Origin of the sequence: Sandarakinorhabdus sp. DWP1-3-1 (assembly GCF_049896705.1) — a bacterium.
Taxonomy (GTDB): Bacteria; Pseudomonadota; Alphaproteobacteria; order Sphingomonadales; family Sphingomonadaceae; genus Sandarakinorhabdus.
The window spans coordinates 793419-812576 of sequence record NZ_JAFCUV010000003.1 but is presented as its reverse complement, the minus strand read 5'-3'; the positions used below and the strand labels follow the sequence as shown (position 1 = coordinate 812576).

Genomic DNA, 19158 nt, shown 5'->3' with positions numbered 1-19158 from the left:
GTCACGCTCGGCGTCGCCTATGTCGACACCGACATCAGCGACACCAGCTTCGACTATCTCCGCCTGCAGCCGAACTTTTCAAAGTTCCAGATCCCCGGCGGCGACCCGATCTCCAACGGGAAGGTCGTGTTCTCGATCACCGGCGCCTTTTGACCACAAGGAACCCAACCCATGCAGGACATTCTCTGGATCGGCGCGATCGTCGGGCTGCTGGCGGCAACGCTCGCCTATGTCCGGCTGCTCGACAAGGCCTGAGCGAAGGACACCCCGATGACCATCGATCTCTGGCTGGCCGCCGTCACGGCGCTGGCGCTGCTGCTTTATCTCCTGGCCGTGCTGGTCAGGCCCGAACGCTTCTAGGCGGGAATTTCCAATGACCATTCAGGGCTGGGCCCTTATCCTGCTGTTCGTCGGCATCCTGCTGGCGCTGACCAAGCCTGTCGGCCTGTGGCTGCACGCGCTTTACGAGGGCCGTCGCACACCGCTCCACGCCGTCCTCGGCCCCGTCGAGCGCGGCTTCTATCGGCTGGCCGGCGTCGATCCGGACGCGGAGATGGGCTGGCGCGGCTATGCCGTCGCCATGCTGGCGTTCAATGTCGCGTTGTTGCTGCTGACCTATGCGGTGCTGCGCCTGCAGGGGGTGCTGCCGATCAACCCGATGGGCTTTCCGGGCGCCAGCGAGCATCTGGCGTTCAACACCGCCATCAGCTTCACCACCAATACCAACTGGCAGAGCTATGGCGGCGAGGCGACGATGTCGAACCTCGCGCAGATGCTCGGCCTGACCATCCACAACTTCCTGTCGGCGGCGACGGGCATCGCGCTGGCCTTTGCGCTGTTCCGCGGTTTCGCGCGGCGGAGCGCGGCCGGCATCGGCAATTTCTGGGCCGATCTGACCCGGGTGACGGTGTACCTGCTGCTGCCGCTCTGCATCGCCTACGCCCTGTTCCTGGTCGCCAGCGGCGTGCCGCAGACGCTGGCAGGATCGGTCGACATCGCCACGCTCGAAGGTGCCAGGCAGACGCTGGCGCTCGGCCCGGTGGCCAGCCAGGAAGCCATCAAGATGCTCGGCACCAACGGTGGCGGCTTCTTCAACGCCAACTCGGCGCATCCGTTCGAGAATCCTACGGCGGTTACGAACTTCGTCCAGATGCTGTCGATCTTCGTCATCGGCTTCGGCCTCACCTGGACCTTCGGCAAGGCAGTCGGCAACCAGCGCCAGGGCTGGGCCATCCTGTCGGCGATGCTGGTGCTGTTCCTCGTCGGCGTCGGCGTCACTTACGCCCAGGAGGCCGCGGGCAACCCCGTCCTCCATGGCCTAGGCGTCGCCGGCGGCAACATGGAGGGCAAGGAGGTGCGCTTCGGCATCGCCGCCTCGTCGCTGTTCGCCGTCGTCACCACCGCGGCGTCGTGCGGCGCGGTCAATGCCATGCACGACAGCTTCACGGCGCTGGGCGGCATGATCCCGCTGTTCAACATCCAGCTCGGCGAGGTCGTCGTCGGCGGTGTCGGCGCCGGCATCTACGGCTTCCTGCTGTTCGCCATTCTCGCCGTGTTCGTTGCCGGGCTGATGGTCGGCCGCACGCCGGAATATGTCGGCAAGAAGATCGAGGCGCGCGAGGTCAAGCTCGCCGTACTCGCCATCGCCATCCTGCCGCTGACGATATTGGGCATGACCGCGGTGGCAGCCGTCGTCGAACCCGGCCTGGCAGGACCGCTCAACAAGGGGCCGCATGGCTTTTCGGAAATCCTTTATGCCTTCACCAGCGCGGTCGGCAACAATGGCTCGGCCTTTGCCGGGCTGACGGCGAACACGCCCTTCTACAACGCCATGCTGGGCATCGCGATGTGGCTGGGCCGGTTCTTCGTCATCGTGCCGATGCTCGCCATCGCCGGCAGCCTGGCTGCCAAGAAGGTCACGCCGGTTAGCGCCGGCTCGTTCCCGACCACCGGGCCGCTGTGGGTCGGCCTGCTCGTCGGGATCATCCTGATCCTTGGTGGCCTGACCTTCCTGCCCGGCCTCGCGCTTGGCCCCATCGCCGATCATCTGATGATGACCGGCGGCAAACTCTCCTGATCGAAAGCGCCGCCATGGCTCGTTCCACCCCGTCCCTGTTCACTGCCGACCTGATCGCCCCGGCGATCGGCGACGCCTTCAGAAAGCTCGACCCGCGCCAGCTGGTGCGCAACCCGGTGATGTTCGTCACCGCCGTCGTCGCGGCCCTGCTGACGGTGCTGCTGTTCGTCGGCGGCGATGGCCTCGCCCTCGGCTTCAGGCTGCAGCTCGTCGTCTGGCTGTGGCTGACGGTGCTGTTCGGCACCTTCGCCGAAGCCATCGCCGAAGGGCGCGGCAAGGCCCAGGCCGCGTCGCTGCGCAATGCCAAGGCCGAGCTGACGGCAAAGCGTCTCGCCGGCAGCGGCGCCGGCCTCGACACCGGCCTCGACCACGCCTGGTCCCAGGTGCCGGCCAGCCAGTTGCGCATCGACGACCTCGTGCTCGTCGAAACCGGCGACCTGATCCCCGCCGATGGCGAAGTCGTCGCCGGCGTTGCCTCCGTCAACGAAGCCGCGATCACCGGCGAAAGCGCGCCTGTCATCCGCGAGGCGGGCGGCGACCGCTCCGCCGTCACCGCCGGTACCCGTGTCATCTCCGACGCGATCCGCGTCCGCGTCACCGTCAATCCGGGGCAGGGCTTTCTCGACCGGATGATCGCGCTGGTCGAAGGCGCCGAGCGGCAGAAGACTCCCAACGAGATCGCGCTCACCATCCTCCTCGTCGGCCTGACCATCATCTTCCTGATCGCCGTCGCGACGATCCCGAGCTTTGCCAGCTTCGCCGGCGGCAGCATCCCGGTCACCGTGCTGGCGGCGCTGCTCATCACCCTGATCCCGACGACGATCGCGGCGCTGCTGTCGGCGATCGGCATTGCCGGCATGGACCGGCTGGTCCGCTTCAACGTCCTCGCCAAGTCGGGTCGCGCGGTGGAGGCCGCCGGCGACATCGACATATTGCTGCTCGACAAGACCGGCACCATCACCATCGGCGACCGCCAGGCCACCGAGTTCCGCACCGTCGGTGGCACAAGCCCTGCGGAACTGGGCGAAGCCGCGCTGCTCGCCAGCCTCGCCGACGAAACGCCGGAAGGCCGCTCGATCGTCGTGCTGGCGCGCGACACGTTCCGCATCGCGACCACCGCGCTGCCCGCCGAAGCCGAGATCATCCCGTTCACCGCCCAGACCCGCATCTCCGGCGTGCGCATCGGTACGTCGCTGATCCGCAAGGGCGCCGTCGATTCGGTGCTGAAGGCTACCCCCGAAGCCGCCGAGAGCGCCGCGTCGACCGAACTGCGGCGGGTCACCGACGAGATCGCCCGCGCCGGTGGCACGCCGCTCGCCGTGGCAAAGGACGGCCGGCTGCTCGGCGCGATCTTCCTCAAGGACATCGTCAAGGCCGGCATCCGCGAGCGGTTCGGCGAGCTCCGCGCCATGGGCATCCGCACCGTGATGATCACCGGCGACAATCCGCTGACCGCCGCCGCGATCGCCGCCGAGGCCGGGGTCGACGACTTCCTGGCGCAAGCCACCCCCGAGGACAAGCTCGCCTTCATCCGCCGCGAGCAGGAAGGCGGCCGCCTGGTGGCGATGTGCGGTGACGGCACCAACGACGCACCGGCGCTGGCGCAGGCCGATGTCGGCGTGGCGATGAACACCGGCACCCAGGCGGCACGCGAGGCCGGCAACATGGTCGATCTCGACAGCGACCCGACCAAGCTCATCGAGGTCGTCGGCCTCGGCAAGCAACTCCTCATGACCCGCGGCGCGTTGACGACGTTTTCGGTCGCCAACGATGTCGCCAAATATTTCGCCATCATCCCGGCGATGTTCGTGGTCCTCTATCCCGGGCTCGGCGTGCTCAATGTCATGGGGCTGGCAACACCCGAAAGCGCCACATTGTCGGCGATCATCTTTAACGCCCTCATTATTCCGGCGCTGGTGCCGCTGGCGCTGAAAGGCGTCGCCTATCGCCCGATGGGCGCGGGCCCGCTGCTCGCCCGCAACCTCGCCGTCTACGGGCTCGGCGGCCTCATCGCGCCGTTTGTCGGCATCAAGGTCATCGATCTGGCCGTCAACGGCCTCGGCCTCGCATAGGAACCCGCCCGATGAAAACCGACCTCTCCGCCGCGCTGCGCCCCGCGCTCGTCCTGACACTATTGTTCGCCTTGCTGCTCGGCATCGGCTATCCCCTCGCCATGACAGGCATCGGCCAGCTGCTGTTCCCGGGCGCCGCCAACGGCAGCCTTGTCACCGAAAACGGCAAGGTCATCGGCTCGACCGTCGTCGGCCAGGCCTTTGTTTCCGATCGCTACTTCCAGACCCGGCCATCCGCCGCCGGCAAGGGCTATGACGGCCTGTCGTCATCCGGCTCCAACCTCGGCCCGGCGTCGCAGGCGCTCGTCGATCGCGTCGGCCCCGATGTCGAACGCCGTCGGGCGGAAGGGGTCGACGCGATCCCCGCCGACCTTGTCACCGCCTCGGGCTCGGGGCTCGATCCCGACCTGTCGCCCGCCGCGGCGATCGTCCAGGTGCCGCGCATTGCCGGTGTGCGAAACCTGCCGCCATCGGCGGTGCGCGCGCTGGTCGAACGCAGCATCGAGGCACCCGTGGCCGGCATCCTCGGCGAGCCGCGCGTCAACGTCCTGGCGCTCAACCGCGCGCTGGACCGGCTCGGCGCCAGTTGAGCGAACGGGATCGTCCGCCGCCCGAGGCCTTCCTGCGCGCCGCCGCGCGGGAAGACCTCGGGCGTCTGAAGATCTTTCTCGGCGCCGCACCGGGCGTCGGCAAGACCTATGAAATGCTGTCGGAGGGCGCCGCGCGGCGGCGCTCCGGGACCGATGTCGTCGTCGGGGTCGTCGAAACCCATGGCCGCGCCGAAACCGAGGCGCTGACCCGGGGGCAGGAGATCGTGCCGCGCCGCGCCGTTGCGTACGAGGGTCGTACCCTCGACGAGATGGACATCGACGCCATTCTCGCACGCCGGCCCGGTCTCGTCCTCGTCGATGAACTGGCTCACACCAACGCACCCGGCAGCCGCCACCTCAAACGCTATCAGGATGTCGAGGAACTGCTCGCCGCCGGCATCGATGTCTATTCGACGCTCAACATCCAGCACGTCGAAAGCCTCAACGACGTCATCGCCTCCTTCACCCGCGTGCGCGTGCGCGAGACCGTCCCGGATTCGATCCTCGAAGCCGCCGAACTCCAGGTCGTCGACATTCCGCCCGACGAGCTCATCGAACGGCTGAAGGAAGGCAAGGTCTACCTGCCGCAGGAAGCGACGCGGGCGCTGGCGCATTTCTTTTCCAAATCCAACCTGTCGGCCCTTCGCGAACTGGCGCTGCGCCGCGCGGCGCAGGCGGTCGACAGCCAGATGCTCGATCACGTCCGCGCCCATGCGCTGGGCGGCACCTGGGCGGGAAGCGAGCGCATCGTCGTCGGACTGAGCGAGCAGCCCGGTGCCGAGGGCCTTGTCCGCGCCACAAAACGCATCGCCGACGCGCTCCATGCCCCCTGGACGGCGGTCTACGTCGAAACGTCGCGCAGCCGGCAGCTCGGTCCCGACGAACATCGCCGCATCGCGGCAACGCTCAATCTCGCCACCCAGCTGGGCGGCGCCGTCGCCATGGTGCCGGCGTCGGACACCGTCGACGGCTTGAAGGGCTTTGCCGAAGAAGCCCGCGCGACGCAGATCGTCGTCGGCAAATCGGCACGGTCGCGCTGGTTTGAACTGCGCCACGGCTCGGTCGTCGATCGCCTCGTGCGCGAAACGCCCGGCGTTGCCGTCCATGTGCTGCCGCTGGAAGCCACGGCCGGGTCGGCGGCAATGCGCATCCGGCCGCCGGCCGACTGGGGCAGGCTGTCGGGGTACGGCTGGTCGGCAGCGATGGTGGCAGGCGTCACTGCCGTCGGGCTGGCCTTGTTCAACATCCTCGATCTCGGAAACGTCGCGCTTCTCTACATGCTGCCGGTCATGGCGGCGGCGAGCCTGTTCGGGTTGCGGACCGGACTGTTCGCCGGTCTGGCCTCATCGCTCGCCTACAACTTCTTCTTCCTGCCCCCGACCGGCACGCTGACCATCAGCAATCCCGAGAACATCGTTTCGATCATCGTGCTGCTCGGTGTGGCCGTGGTGACCAGCCAGCTGACGTCGCGGGTCCGGGCCCAGGCTGATCTTGCTGCAGCCGGGGCGCGTTCCAACGCGGCGCTGGCCGGCTTCCTGCGCCAGCTGACGTCGCTGGGCGACCGGACCGAGGTGGCGCGGACGATCTGCAGCGAGATCGGCCGCATCTTCGACCTGCGCGTCGTGCTGATCGACGATGGCAGCGCCGGCCTCGTCGTGACGGCCTCGACGACGCCCGACACCCGCCTCGAGGCGATGGAACTCGCCGCTGCGCGCTGGGTGCAGGATACCGGCAAGTCCGCCGGCCGCGGATCGGGCACGCTGGCGGCTTCCGACTGGCTGTTCCTGCCCATCGCCGCCGGCGGTCGCGCGCTGGCCATCCTCGGTGTCGCCCGCGAAGACGGCAGCGATCCGCTGCGCTCCGACCAGCTGCCGCTGCTGACCAATCTGCTCGACCAGGCGGCGCTGGCGCTCGAGCGACTGCGGCTCGAAACCGACATGCGCGACGTCGAAAGCGTGCGCACGCGCGACCGCCTGCGCGCCGCCCTGCTGTCATCGGTCAGCCATGACCTGCGCACGCCGCTGACCTCTGTCCTGACGGCGGCCCGGCAACTGCGCCACGGCAGCACGCCGGCGCTCATCGACACGATCGAGAGCGAGGCCCTGCGGCTCAACCGCTTCGTATCCAACCTGCTCGACATGGCGCGGGTCGAGGCCGGCGCCCTGAAGCTGCGCGTCGAGCCTGTCGACCTGACCGATGCGGTTGCGGGCGCCGTCCACGATGTGCGGACGACGCTGGAGGGCCATGCCATCAAGCTCGATGTATCGCCCAGCCTGCCGCTGGTTCTGGTCGATCCGCAACTGTTCCACCACTGCCTGCTCAACCTGCTCGACAATGCCGGCCGCTATGCCGATCCCGGCACGCCGATCACCGTCAGCGCCGAACGCTACCGCGATGGCCTGACCCTCAGCGTGCGCGACGAGGGCCCTGGCCTGCCGCCGGGCAGCGAAAGCGCCGTCTTCGAGACTTTTCACCGTCTCGACGGTTCCGATCGCACGACCACCGGCACCGGGCTCGGCCTGGCAATCGTCAAGGGTTTTGCGGAGGGCATGGGGCTGTCGGTCCGCGCCGGCAACCGCCCGGACCGACAGGGCGCGGACTTCAGCCTCGCATTCCCCGAGCGGCTGCTGGTGCGCGAGCGCGCTGCAGAAGGTGACGAATGAGCCAGCAACGCATCCTGGTCGTCGACGACGAGCTTCACATCCGCCGCCTGCTCGGCAACACGCTGGCGCGCGCCGGCTATGCCGTGCTCGAGGCCGCATCCGCGCGCGATGCGATGCGGATTGCCGACGCCGAAACGCCCGATGCGGCGCTGCTCGACCTTGGCCTGCCCGACCGCGACGGCCTCGAACTGGTGCCGTTGCTGAAAAAGCGCGGCCGCATGGCGGTCATCGTCATTTCGGCGCGCGAAGCCACCGATGACAAGGTCGCGGCGCTCGACCTCGGTGCCGACGACTATGTCACCAAGCCCTTCGACACCGAAGAGCTGCTCGCCCGCCTGCGCGCCTCGCTCCGCCACCGGGTCAACGAGCAGGGCGCGGACGCGGTCATCACCGCCGGCACGCTGCGGATCGATCTTGCCAACCGGGACATCAGCCGCGACGGCGCGCCGATCAAGCTAACCAGAAAGGAGTTCGACGTCCTGTCGCAACTGGTGATGGCACCGGGTCGCGTGGTGACCCACCAGCGCATCCTGGCTGCGGCCTGGCCGACCGACCAGGACGGTCATGTCGAATATCTGCGTATCGTCGTCCGCAACCTGCGCCAGAAGATCGAGCTCGATCCCGCCAGTCCGCGGCTGATCGTCAACGAGCTCGGCGTGGGGTACCGCTTCATGGCGGACGCGTAGCGCACCGACCGTCGACGCGGGGATTGCTCTTATAGTCGTGGCGGCATGCAGACAGCCGCCCGCTCGACGCAATCATCTTGCGTGCCGGCACCCAGCGCCTAAGGCAGGAGGCGAGCGGGGGATTAGCGACGATGCGCAGGGGCTGGTGGCTGTTTCTGTTCGGGCTGGCACTGGTCGTGGGCGGATCCTGGCAAGCCGGCCGCATCCAGACCGCGGGCGGTATCGACGTGCGTGACGTCCGCTTTCGCTCGCCGGCAGGCACGGTGATGAGCGCGCTGCTCTATGTGCCGCCGAATGCCACGACGGCGACGCCGGCGCCGGGCATCCTTGCCGTCCACGGCTACATCAACAGTCGCGAGACGCAGGACGGTTTCGCCATCGAATTCGCCCGTCGCGGCTATGTCGTGCTGGCGCTCGACCAGACCGGCCATGGCTATTCGGGCGGCGCGGCCTTTTCCGAGGGGTTTGGCGGCCCGGCCGGGCTGGCCTGGCTGCGCGGGCTGCCGATGGTCGACAAGGCCAACATCGGCCTCGAAGGGCATAGCATGGGCGGCTGGACCGTCCTCGCCGCTGCCGCCGCCATGCCCGATGCCTATCGCGCGGTGGTGCTGGAAGGGTCATCGACCGGCAAGCCGTTCGCCGCCGATGGCACGCCGGCCTGGCCACGCAACCTGGCGCTGGTGTTCAGCAGCCATGACGAATTTTCGAAGCTGATGTGGGACGTCGACCGCGCGCAGGATGTTGCCGGCAGCGCGAAACTGCAGGCGCTGTTCGGCACCACCGCGATCGAGCCGGGCCGGATCTACGGCAGCATCGCCGCCGGCACGGCCCGGCGGCTTACGCAGCCGATCGCGATCCATCCTGGCGACCACATCAGCCATGCCGCGATCGGCGATGCCCTGGACTGGTTCGGCCGCACGCTGGAGGGCGGCACGCCGCTCCCCGCCGGTGACCAGATCTGGTTCGGCAAGGAAGTCGCGACGGGCATTGCTCTCGTCGGCTTCGTCGGCCTGCTCGTCGGCAGTTTCGACCTGTTGCTGGCGCTGCCGGTCTTTGCCGCGCTGCGCCGCGCGCCGCCGCCAGGGCTGCCGCGCCGCGACCGCCGCTGGTGGCGGCAGTTCGCGCTGACGGCGCTGATGCCGGCCGTCACCTTCTTCCCGGCATTTATTGCGGTGACGCTGATGCTACCGCCATCGGCGCTGCTGCCGCAGACGGTCACGACGCAAGTGACGGTCTGGGCCTTGGTCAACGCCGGGCTGACGCTGCTGATGGCCCGCTTCGGGCCGCCGTCGTCCCCGCGTGCGACGCCACACTGGCTTCGCGCCGCCTTGCTGGCGCTGGCGACCGCCGCCATCGGCTATCTGGCGCTGCTGGCGATGGCGGCATGGTTCACGGTCGACTTGCGGTTCTGGGTGGTGGCGCTGAAGCCGCTCGGCCTCGACCGGTTGCGGATCGCGCTGGTCTATGTGGTGCCGATCACCCTTGCCCAGGTCGTGACGCTGGGGGCGCTCGCCAGGCTGGCGGTGGCAACCGATGGCCGGCTGTGGCGCTACGGCGCTGCAAAGCTGGCGCTGACGGCCGGTTTCCTGCTGTTGCTCGTCGTGGACTATGGCGTCCTTGTCGGCATCGGTCGATTGCCGACGGCGTTCGATCCGTTGACCACCGTCATCGCCATCCAGTTCGTCCCGATACTCGCCACCATCGCCGCGATCGGCACCTTCACCTGGTCGCGAACCGGCAGCGCCGTGCCCGGCGGTCTGCTGTGCGGACTGCTGGTGACCTGGTATGTCGTTGCAGGCACCGCAACCCAGGTCTCCTGACGCTGGATATGCAGCAGCGGCGATGTCGCCGGGCGTGCACGGGTCGTCCTTGCCGGGCAAGGCCCGCTGGGTGTCGGCGACGCCTGTAGGCGCTTCAAATGCGATTGACTCGCATTAAGAGGCCCTCTAAATGCGAACCGTTCGCATCAAAGGGGGCGCGTCTTGAAGGTCTGGGGTTGGCTGCTACTGTCTGCCGCGCCTGTCGCCAGCATCGGTAGCGCCACGGCGTCGGCATCGGAGGCGGTGGCCGGCACTGTCCTTTCGGGCGGGGATGGCGTGGCCGCTGGCGATGCCACGATCATCGTCACTGGCCAGCGGATCGCGCCGATTACCGGCGGTCAGGTATCGCGCGGCCCGACCCTCGGTGCCTTTGGCGATCGCGACATGTTCGACACGCCGGTCAGCACGAAATCCTTCACCTCGGCCTATATCGCCGACCAGATCGCGCTGACGTCGAACGACATCGTCGCGCGTGACGCGTCCTTTGCCACGACCAACGCCACGACGATCAATGGTGCCGGCGCCGGCCGGCTGCGTGGTTTTCGCATGGAGCCGTTCGAATCGAGCTATGACGGTTTCGCGACGGTTGCGACGCGGCGCTACCCGCTGGAGATGATCGAGCGCGTCGACATATTGAAGGGCCCGACGGCGGTGTTCACCGGCATCGTCGGCGGCGTCGGCGGCACGATCAACTATGTCTCGAAAAAGCCGCTCGATACGGCGCTGACGCGGGTGACCGGCCTGTTTGCCACCAATGCAACCTTTGGCGGGATGGCCGATGTGAGCCGCCGCTTCGGCGCCGACGGGCAGTTCGGCGTGCGCGCCAATGTCTCGCTGCGCGACGGCGACAGCGCCATCGACGACATTTCGGAAAAGAGCAACGTCATCCACATTGCCACCAACTGGCGGTCGGGCCCGGTCAATATCGACCTGCAATATGGCAACATGTATTCGCTGACGCGCGGCGGCACCGGCGGCTATTTCTACAATGCCGGGGTGCCGATCGGCCCGGCGCCGCGCGGCGACAAGGTCAGCGGCCCCGACTGGGACCGGCGCATGCAGCACGACCAGTTCCTGCGTGGCGCCGTCGACGTCCAGCTGGCGCCGGGCTGGAGCGCTTTTGCCGTCGGCGGCCTGGTGCGCAGCCAGGAACGCTATGTCGGGCTCATCGCTGCGGTGACCGCTGCCGGCGGCACCTCGGACAGCTTTGTCTTTGCCCAGGAAGGGGAGGTCGACTGGGGCGATGGCTACAACATCGATGTCGGCGTCCGCGGCCGCTTCATCACCGGGCCGATCGCTCATGCGATCACCGCCTCCTATGGCTACATCAAGTCGAAGGGCGAATATTCCGACCTGGCGATCGATCCGGCCTATGTGCAGCCGGTCTTCAACATCTACGACCCCGCCAGCTATGAAGGCACCACGCCGCGCACCATCGGCGGCACTTTCTTCCCCAATTTCGACAACCGCACCGAGGGCGGCGTGATTGCCGACGAGCTGGCGCTGTTCGGGGACCGGCTGCGGCTGACCGTCGGCGTGCGCTATACCCGCCTCGCCATCGACAGCTTCAACTATGGCGCGCCGTCCCCCGACGGGCCGATCAGCAGCTATCGGTCCGACAGCTGGTCGCCGGCCTTTGCCGCGCTGGTCAAGGTGGCGCGCAATGTTTCGGTCTACGGCAATTATCTGAAGGCAGTGGAGGCCGGATCGATCGCACCGCCCGAAGCCGCCAATCGCGGCCAGGTCATCCCGCCCGGCGTGTCGCGGCAGTATGAAGCCGGCATCAAGGCCGATTTCGGCGATTTCGGCGCCACCGCGGCAATCTTCGATATCGAGCGGCCGAGCGCGTACATCGATCCGGCGACGTTCATCTACGACATCTACGGCCGCCAGCGGCATCGCGGCGTTGAACTCGATGTGTTCGGCACGCCGGTCGCAGGGCTGCGGCTGCTCGCCAGCTATGCGTATCTCGACGCCCGGCTGCGCGACAATGCCGATCCGGCACTGAACGGCAACCGGCCGGTGTCGGTGCCGGCGCATGTGCTGGTTCTGGGGCTCGACGCCGATGTGCCGGGGCTGCCCGGCGCGGCGCTGTTGGCCAACATGCGCTATTCGAGCCGGCAGTTCTACGACGCCGGCAACGCGCGTTCGATCCCGTCCTTCGCCGTCGTCGACCTGGGCGCGCGCTATCGCTTCGACGCCGGCACCATGCCGCTGACCATCCGCGCCAATGTCAGCAACCTGTTCAACAAGAGCTATTTCCAGTCGACCGATTTCACGGCGCAGCCCGGGGCGCCGCGGACCCTGCGCCTGACGCTGGCCGCCGACCTGTGACCGGCGGCTGAGCGTGCGCAGGGCGCTGGTCCTCTGGCACCGCTGGTTCGGCCTGGCGGCGGCGCTGTGGCTGCTCGTCCTGGCGCTGACCGGGACGATCATCGTCTTCCAGGACGAACTCGACCGCGCCCTCAATCCCGACCTGCGCAGCGTTGCCATCGGCGGGCCCATGGCGTCGGCCGAGACGCTGAAGCGTGCCGCCGAAGCTGCCGAGCCCGGCAGCGCGCTCGACTACCTGATGTTGCCGGTGCACCCCGGCGACAGCGCGCTCGCCTTTGCCGCGCCGCGCGACGCCGGTGTCACCGGCCATGTCTTCCGCCAGACCTATCTCGACCCGCACGACGGCCGCCTGCTCGGCCGGCGCGTGTTCGGCGAAATGGGGCTCGACCGGCGCCGTATCGTGTCATTCATCTACCAGCTGCACATCGACCTCATGCTCGGCGCCACGGCGACCTGGCTCGCCGGGCTGCTCGCGCTGCTGTGGACGTTCGACCATATCGCCGCGGCGATCCTGGCGTTTCCGAACTTGCGGCGCTGGCGCGAAAGCCTGCACATCCGCTGGGCGGCACGGGGCCATCGGCGCACCTTCGACCTGCATCGTGCCATCGGGCTGTGGCTGTTTCCCGTCACGCTGGTGCTGGCGATCAGCGGGCTTTCCTTGACCTGGCACGAGGATTTCGACGCCGCCGTCAGCGTTGTCTCGCCGACCATGAAGATGCCGCCCGAGACGCTGCCGCTGCTGGCAAAACGCGACTTCGTGCCGGCGACCTCGCTCGACCAGGCAATCGCGGTGGCCCGCGCGCGCGCCGGCGGCGCGCCGGTTGTCGCCGTGTCGTTGCACCCCGATCGCGGCGCCTATTGGCTGCGTCTTGCCGACGCCCGCGACATCGGCGCAGGCCCCGGACGCTGGATCCTCGTCCGCTATTCGGACGGCGCTGTGCTTGCCGACCGGCATGTTGCGACGGGCAGCGCCGGGGACATGTTCACCGCCTGGCTATTCCCCCTGCACAGCGGCGCAGCGTTCGGGTGGCCGGGCCGGCTTCTTGTCGCGGCATCCGGCATGGCGTTGTGCGCCGTGATCATCACCGGCTTGCTGATCTGGTCGCGAAAGCGCCGCAGCGCGAACTGGCGAGCCTTGCGCGTCGGCAGAGCCGCCATCCTGGGCCGGTAGCAGAACGCGCCCGCGGCGTGATCGCCGCCGGCGTCGTCAAACGCTCGTTTCGGCGAAGCGAGCTGCCAGATCAGGCGATCGAGGGTGCGGGTGTCCGCCAGCGCAGCGGCAACAGCATTATCTTTGAAAAAGCGCGCCACATGCGGTCGGAACAGCTCGACCGTGTTCGAACTGCTGCCGTTCAGCCACCACCCCGGGTCGCAGGCTGGCCGGGGTACATCAGGCGGAGGGAAGCCGGCGCCCCGCATTTTCGTGTCAGCGTGGCGACCAGCGCCGCGCGCGTCTTGACCAGGGAAACCGAGGTGAGCGGGATAGCCCGCTCGCGCGCGACCTCGGCACCGGTGAACGGCCTCGCGTCCCGTGGCGTGCTCGCGCCGCCAAGGCCGAAGACCATGAAGTTGAGCAGGTCGGCAAGGTCGTCGTTGTCGGTGATGCGCGACCGCGCGACATTGGGCAGGCGCTGCAGATAGCTGCGGCCCTCGGGGGTGCACATGAACCAGCCGACGCGGCCGCGCAGCGACGGCAGGTCGGCCGGCGCGGCATCGCCCTGGATGCCATGACAGCCGCCGCAATGTTCGACATAGTTGGACTGCGCCAGGTTCATCTCGCGCGGATAGGGCGGCGGTGCGGTGGTGGCGGCCCCCTGCGCCAGCGTGGCAGCGTCGAAGGCCAGCGCGACCCCTGCCGCCGCCAGCAGCATGGCCGCGCCGCGCCGCATGGTGCTATTGCGCCTTGCCGACCAGCACGCCGGTCGAGCAGTGATATTCCATGCTCTTGGTGCCGAAGCACCAGATCACGTCGTTGTTGAGCTGCGGCACGTACAGCTGAGTCTCGCGGTCGGTGTTGTCGCAATTGCACTGGCCGCAGCTCGGCTTGCCGCAGCAGTCGCGATAGGCGATCAGATAGGCCTTGCCGTCGTCGGGGTTGATGCAGGTGCCCACCCATGACACCGGTGACGGCTCCGCGCCCGGCGGGCAGGAGCTGACGCCGCCGCCGCAGCAGGAACACAGGAAGCCATCGATGGCGCAATAGCGCCAGTAATCGCACTTGGTATCGTCCTTGGTCTGGGCGTTGCGGGCAAAGCCGGTCTTGGCCTCCGCCGATCGCTCGGGCTTGGCGGCATTGGCGCGGCTGACCGGCAGCAGCGGGAACACCGGCGCCGCGACGATGGTGGCGCCCAGCCGGGTCAGCATCGACCGGCGCGAGGTGCGGCCGGCGAACTTGCGCAACAGCCTTTCGCTGAAACCGTCGAAATCGAAACCTGTCATGGTCGGTGCCCCTTGCTGCGACGGGTTGGCATCATGCCGCGTGCGCCGTGCCGGCGGCTGGGCGGCTGGCCGCCGTACCTTCGGCTGGGCGGCTGGCCGCCGTACCGTCGGCTGGGCGGCTGGCGATATAGTCCTGGACGTGCGGCACGCCCATTTCATGGCTGACGATCAGGCTTTCGAGATGTTCGCGGCTGTTGACGAGGCCCTTGGCGAGCACCTTCCCCGTTGCATCGAGCAGCACCGCATGCGGCAGCTTGTCGACTTCAAAGGCGCGCCCGACCTCGGCGCCGTTGACGAACGGATAGGCGCCCATGTCGTGCTGCGCGATCATCGCGCGCTGCGCCGCCGGATCGTCGTCGCCGATGAACACGAGGTCGACGCGTTCCGCCCGGGCAAAGGACTTCGCCACCGGGATCAGCGACTTGCACAGCGGGCATTGCGCCGAAACGAACATCAGCAGCCGCAGCGACGCCGCCGGCAGCGTGCCGCCGATCGTCATGGCGGTGCCGTCGAGGCTGGTGACATGGATGTGCGGCGCCGCCTCCCCCACCGCCGGGCCCTTGCCGGCATCGAGCGCGCCGGCCGGCGCCACGCGGACGTGCAGCACACCGACCTGCCGCGCCAGCGCCAGCCCGGCAATGCCCAGGCCGATGAGCACCACCCATTGCAGGATTTCCGAAATGATCAGCGCGGTCGTCATGCCCTGTTCCCCGTCGGTCGCGCCGGCAGCGCGTTGATGGCGTTGGTCATCTGCACCAGCAGGAAGACGGCGACGCCGGCAAGCGCGGCGACCGCCATGTCGACAAGGGCCAGGCCAGGCGCCGCGACCAGCCGCGGCAACAGCGCCGCCGCCATCGCCAGGTTGCGCGCCACCAGCCCCCAGCCGAGCGACTGGCGCAGCCCGGCATGGCCGCAACCGCAATCGATGTGCCGTCGGCCGCGGCCGATGTTGATCGCCATCGCGGCGGCGAACGCCAGCAGCAGCGCGATCGCCGCCAACGGCGCCACCGTGCGCTCGCCGGCCAGCAGCGCCACGGCCAGCACCAGTTCGACCGGCGGCAGCAGCAGCGCCGCCGGCGTCACCAGCACCGCCGGCAGCAGCCGGTAGTTGGCGATGACACCGGGCAGCAGCGCCCGGTGCCGCAGCTTTTCGATGCCGGCGACCAGGAAGACCAGGCCGACAAAGACGCTGGCGGCGAGGCCGGCGATCGGGAGGAGCGACCCCGCCAACGGAGGTCAGCGGGCGCCGGGCACGGCGATGATGCCGCCGCCGGCGTGTTCCATGTCGAATTTCTGCTCATAGCTGGTGGCGTCGAGCACGCGGGTGGCATCTTCGTCGCCGTTGATGAACAGCAGCGGCTTGTCGTCCTGAGTGACCTCGATGTTCTCGGCCGGTTTCTTCAGCGGCACGCGGCGCACGACTTTTTTCGCGGCAAGGTCGACGACCCAGATCTCGGTGCCCGGGTCCTTGTGGCTCCAATATTCGCCCTTGTGCATCAGCACGTACAGCCGGCCGGTGGCACGGTGCAGCGCCATCGGCTGACGGCCGCCCGGCAGCCAGTTGATGTCGAGCGGCTTGGTATCGCCCGGACGCAGCCCGGCGGCCGCCTGGATCGACCAGGGCGCGGCGACCACCGGGGTGGCGGCGATCTTCGCCTGGTAGATCAGGCCCGAATAGCTGACGAACGTCGCCTCAGACGTGCCGCGGGCATAGGCGAAATTGTCGAAGATCGGATCGTTGGTGGCCGAAAAGAACGGCGCCGTATGGCTGATCGACGGCGTCTTGCCGGCCAGTGTCACCGTCGCCAGCGTGCCGTCGCCGCACAGCGCCGAAAAGCCTACGCCGGGGTTGGGCAGCAGGCTGGCGCAACCGGGCAGCTCCACCGTCTGCACGAACTTGCGACGGGCGAGATCGATGACATTGACCGACGATGCCGGGCTGAGATTATAGACATAGCCCGTCTTGCCGTCGTCGCTGATGACGAAGTTGTTGATCCGGGCGCCGATCAACAGCCGCCCCGGCATCGGGATCTCGGCGACGAGGTCCAGCGTCACCGGATCATAGACCGCGACCAGGTCCTGCCGGGTGCCGCGCAGCACCTTGGTCCAGATGGTTTCCGAGACATAATGGAACTTGGCCGTCGGATCGAGGCCGAGATCGGACCATTTGCTGGTGTTGATCATGCCCAGCATCTTTCCGGTATCGCCGTTGAAGATGCGGGTGCCACCCGAATCGAAGCCGCCACGGATGAACGACCAGTGCGGGCTCGGCGCCGGCAGCTTGTGGACGAACGCTTCTTCCGATTCGAGCACCGGCGGCACTGCGGCCGGCGTCTGCGCCAGGGCCGGCGCCGCCAGCAGGGCGCCGCCGAGACGTGCCAGTAACAGGGCCGATGCGGCCGGGTGACTGCGTGAATGCGGGATGGTCATGGTCGCGTCTGTCCCCCTGGCCTCAAGCGCTGCCCACAGACTGGACGGGCGTCAAGATTGCGTCAAGGCCTCTTCAACTCCATCCGCGCCGTTTCCGGCCGCCGGCGCATCGCCCCGCTGCCGATCATCGAACGCCAGCGCCAGCACGGCCAGTCCCAGCGCCGCCGCCGCCGCGCCCGCCAGCGCCGCAAAGCCGCCCCCGTGCACCGCCGCCGCCGCCGCCAGCGGCCCGACCACCATCGCGCCGGTCTGCAGCGCCGGCACGATCCGTTCCCCATTGCGCGTCTTGGCGACGGCGTGCGCCGACAGCCGCGCGACGGCATAGGTTGCGCCCAGGTTGAACAGTATCATTCCCGCGGCGAAACCGACGGCGCCGCCCGGCACGACGAACGGCGCCAGCATGGCCAGCGCCGCCAGCACCGCCGCCGCCGCCAGCGGCATCGCCGGCCACTGCCGCCGGGCGGCCAGCATCACCAGCAGCGCCGCGGCGCCACCCGCCAGCGAGCCCAGCGCCACCGCCGCGCCGATCGCCGCGTCCGACAGCCCCGCGATCGCCGCGCCGGCGCCGGCATAACTCCACACCATCATGCTGCCGCAGACGAACAGGAACACCGCCACCGCGGCGCCGCCGCCCGGCAGCACCGCCGCGCCCGGCCGGGGCGCCGGTTCGCTGGCGGCGGGCCGCTCGCGACGGGCGAACCCCGCGGCCGCCAGCGAGATCCCGGCGAGCAGCGCCAGCGCGGCCCCCGCGCCGATGTGCGTCGCCACCTGCGGCAGCAGCAGCGCCACCACCGTCGCCAGCAGCAACTGGATCAGCAGCACCGCGCCCATCGCCCGGGCAGGATCGCGCCGGGTCGCCGCCGACAGCGCCGAGGCGTACAACAGCCCGCTACACAGCCCGAACAGCGCCCGCACCAGCACCAGCCCGGCCAGCCCGGTCACCGTCACTGTCGCCAGCCCGGCCAGCGTCGCGCCCAGCGCCGCCCAGCGAAAGCCGCGCCCCCACAGCCGCGGTGTCGCCGCGAACAGCAGCGCCCCGGCCGCCATGCCGGTCTGGCTGGCGCCGACGACCAGGCCATGGTCGGCCAGCGCCAGGCCGTTGTGATGGGACAGCAGCATCAGGAACACCGGGTCGATGCCGGGCTGCAGCAACGCGATCGCCGCCACCAGCGCGTGACGCCCGAACCCGGTGTGGCCGATATCGCTGCTGTTTCGTGTGCCGCGCAACGGATCCCCCTGGCCAAGGCGGGGCATGGCCCCTGCCTTTCCGGATGATCCTCCCCACGGCGATCGGGCGTTGCTGACGAACGACCTGGTCGCGCCTGTTCAGTCGAAGCGGCGAATATCGCCCGGCGTTACCGTCTTGGCAAGCTGCACCAGCGCCGTCGTGGAGATCGCCTTCATCCAGGCGCGCTGGTCGGCCCAGGCCTTGCCATGGCCGACGAAGATCGTCGTCCCCTCCATCGCCGCGCTGATGAAGCGCGCCACCGCCTCGACCTCGTCGGGCGACAGCGCCGGGTTGAGCGGTGCGACGGCCTGGGCGATCTGGACATGCGCCACCCGGTAAAAGGCGGCGACGCGCTCGGCGACGACCGGATTATGGTTGGCCAGCGCCCACAGCTCGGTGAACAGATGGGTGGTCCGCTTGCTGCCGATGTCGTCGATGCACAGGCCGATGATGATGGTCAGCTGCTCCTCGGGACTCAACCCCGGCCGGCGCGCGGTGTCGTCGAGCAGCGATTCGTAGAATTCGAGCATCTCTTCGAGCAGCAGCTGGATCAGCAGCTCCTTTTTCGGGAAATGATAGGACAGGTTGCCCACCTTCATGCCGCAGCGGGCGGCGATGCGGCGCAAGGTGAAGGCGGCCGCCCCCTCGTCGATCAAGACGTCGAGCGCCGCCTTCAGGATCAGGTCGACGGTCTCGGCACCGCGCGGATAGATGCCCGGCCTGACAGCTGCGGGCGTTGACGAATGAACATTCATGCCAGCGGCTTAGCGTGTCGTACGGCCCGGGGCCAGTTCCCGCGATTGACGCAGACGTGATGCT

At 68.7% G+C, this 19158-nt stretch carries 16 protein-coding genes; 9 read left to right on the top strand and 7 right to left on the bottom strand.

What is annotated here, in order from left to right; genetic code table 11:
* Positions 1-270 precede the first annotated feature (270 nt).
* From ACP7AI_RS17380 to ACP7AI_RS17340, 9 genes are all read left to right on the top strand, one after another.
* A complete protein-coding gene (locus ACP7AI_RS17380) occupies positions 271-360 on the top strand; it encodes a potassium-transporting ATPase subunit F (protein WP_426170128.1) in 90 nt (29 codons plus the stop codon).
* Between the two features lie 13 nt (positions 361-373).
* Positions 374-2077: a potassium-transporting ATPase subunit KdpA gene (gene kdpA, locus ACP7AI_RS17375; RefSeq protein ID WP_426170125.1), complete on the top strand. Its 1704-nt coding sequence runs from the start codon at positions 374-376 to the stop codon at positions 2075-2077.
* 14 nt (positions 2078-2091) lie between these two features.
* The gene (gene kdpB, locus ACP7AI_RS17370) at positions 2092-4149 is read left to right on the top strand and encodes a potassium-transporting ATPase subunit KdpB (RefSeq protein WP_426170123.1); all 2058 of its coding nucleotides are present in this window, start codon (positions 2092-2094) and stop codon (positions 4147-4149) included.
* An 11-nt stretch (positions 4150-4160) separates the two neighbouring features.
* On the top strand, positions 4161-4739 hold the full coding sequence (gene kdpC, locus ACP7AI_RS17365) for a potassium-transporting ATPase subunit KdpC (protein ID WP_426170120.1): 579 nt from the start codon (positions 4161-4163) through the stop codon (positions 4737-4739).
* The gene (locus ACP7AI_RS17360; RefSeq protein WP_426170117.1) at positions 4736-7402 is read left to right on the top strand and encodes a DUF4118 domain-containing protein; all 2667 of its coding nucleotides are present in this window, start codon (positions 4736-4738) and stop codon (positions 7400-7402) included. The genes kdpC and ACP7AI_RS17360 overlap by 4 nt, the downstream gene beginning before the upstream one ends.
* A complete protein-coding gene (locus tag ACP7AI_RS17355; protein WP_426170114.1) occupies positions 7399-8088 on the top strand; it encodes a response regulator in 690 nt (229 codons plus the stop codon). The genes ACP7AI_RS17360 and ACP7AI_RS17355 overlap by 4 nt, the downstream gene beginning before the upstream one ends.
* Before the next feature lie 131 nt (positions 8089-8219).
* Positions 8220-9908 (top strand): alpha/beta hydrolase family protein, encoded by a 1689-nt coding sequence (locus ACP7AI_RS17350; protein WP_426170112.1) that lies wholly within the window; start codon positions 8220-8222, stop codon positions 9906-9908.
* A gap of 162 nt (positions 9909-10070) precedes the next feature.
* Positions 10071-12242 carry a TonB-dependent receptor gene (locus tag ACP7AI_RS17345; RefSeq protein ID WP_426170110.1) on the top strand — a complete coding sequence of 724 codons (2172 nt, stop codon included), beginning with the start codon at positions 10071-10073 and terminating at the stop codon, positions 12240-12242.
* A 13-nt stretch (positions 12243-12255) separates the two neighbouring features.
* Complete coding sequence (locus ACP7AI_RS17340) at positions 12256-13413, top strand: PepSY-associated TM helix domain-containing protein (protein WP_426170107.1); 1158 nt, start codon at positions 12256-12258, stop codon at positions 13411-13413.
* Between the two features lie 181 nt (positions 13414-13594).
* Here ACP7AI_RS17340 and ACP7AI_RS17335 read toward each other — a convergent pair whose 3' ends face one another.
* The 7 genes from ACP7AI_RS17335 to ACP7AI_RS17305 all read right to left on the bottom strand — a co-directional run bounded on the left by ACP7AI_RS17335 (position 13595) and on the right by ACP7AI_RS17305 (position 19094).
* On the bottom strand, positions 13595-14131 hold the full coding sequence (locus tag ACP7AI_RS17335; protein WP_426170104.1) for a c-type cytochrome: 537 nt from the start codon (positions 14129-14131) through the stop codon (positions 13595-13597).
* A 4-nt stretch (positions 14132-14135) separates the two neighbouring features.
* Entirely contained in the window at positions 14136-14681 is a 546-nt protein-coding gene (gene mauA, locus ACP7AI_RS17330; RefSeq protein ID WP_426170101.1) for a methylamine dehydrogenase (amicyanin) small subunit, read from the bottom strand.
* Positions 14682-14712: 31 nt separating this feature from the next.
* Complete coding sequence (locus tag ACP7AI_RS17325; protein ID WP_426170099.1) at positions 14713-15381, bottom strand: thioredoxin-like domain-containing protein; 669 nt, start codon at positions 15379-15381, stop codon at positions 14713-14715.
* Positions 15378-15911: a MauE/DoxX family redox-associated membrane protein gene (locus ACP7AI_RS17320; RefSeq protein WP_426170097.1), complete on the bottom strand. Its 534-nt coding sequence runs from the start codon at positions 15909-15911 to the stop codon at positions 15378-15380. Before ACP7AI_RS17320 ends, ACP7AI_RS17325 begins: the two co-directional genes overlap by 4 nt.
* 6 nt (positions 15912-15917) lie before the next feature.
* Positions 15918-17111: an amine dehydrogenase large subunit gene (locus tag ACP7AI_RS17315; protein ID WP_426170095.1), complete on the bottom strand. Its 1194-nt coding sequence runs from the start codon at positions 17109-17111 to the stop codon at positions 15918-15920.
* A 51-nt stretch (positions 17112-17162) separates the two neighbouring features.
* Entirely contained in the window at positions 17163-18365 is a 1203-nt protein-coding gene (locus tag ACP7AI_RS17310) for a hypothetical protein (protein ID WP_426170093.1), read from the bottom strand.
* Positions 18366-18437: 72 nt separating this feature from the next.
* The gene (locus ACP7AI_RS17305; RefSeq protein ID WP_426170091.1) at positions 18438-19094 is read right to left on the bottom strand and encodes a TetR/AcrR family transcriptional regulator; all 657 of its coding nucleotides are present in this window, start codon (positions 19092-19094) and stop codon (positions 18438-18440) included.
* Positions 19095-19158 lie beyond the last annotated feature (64 nt).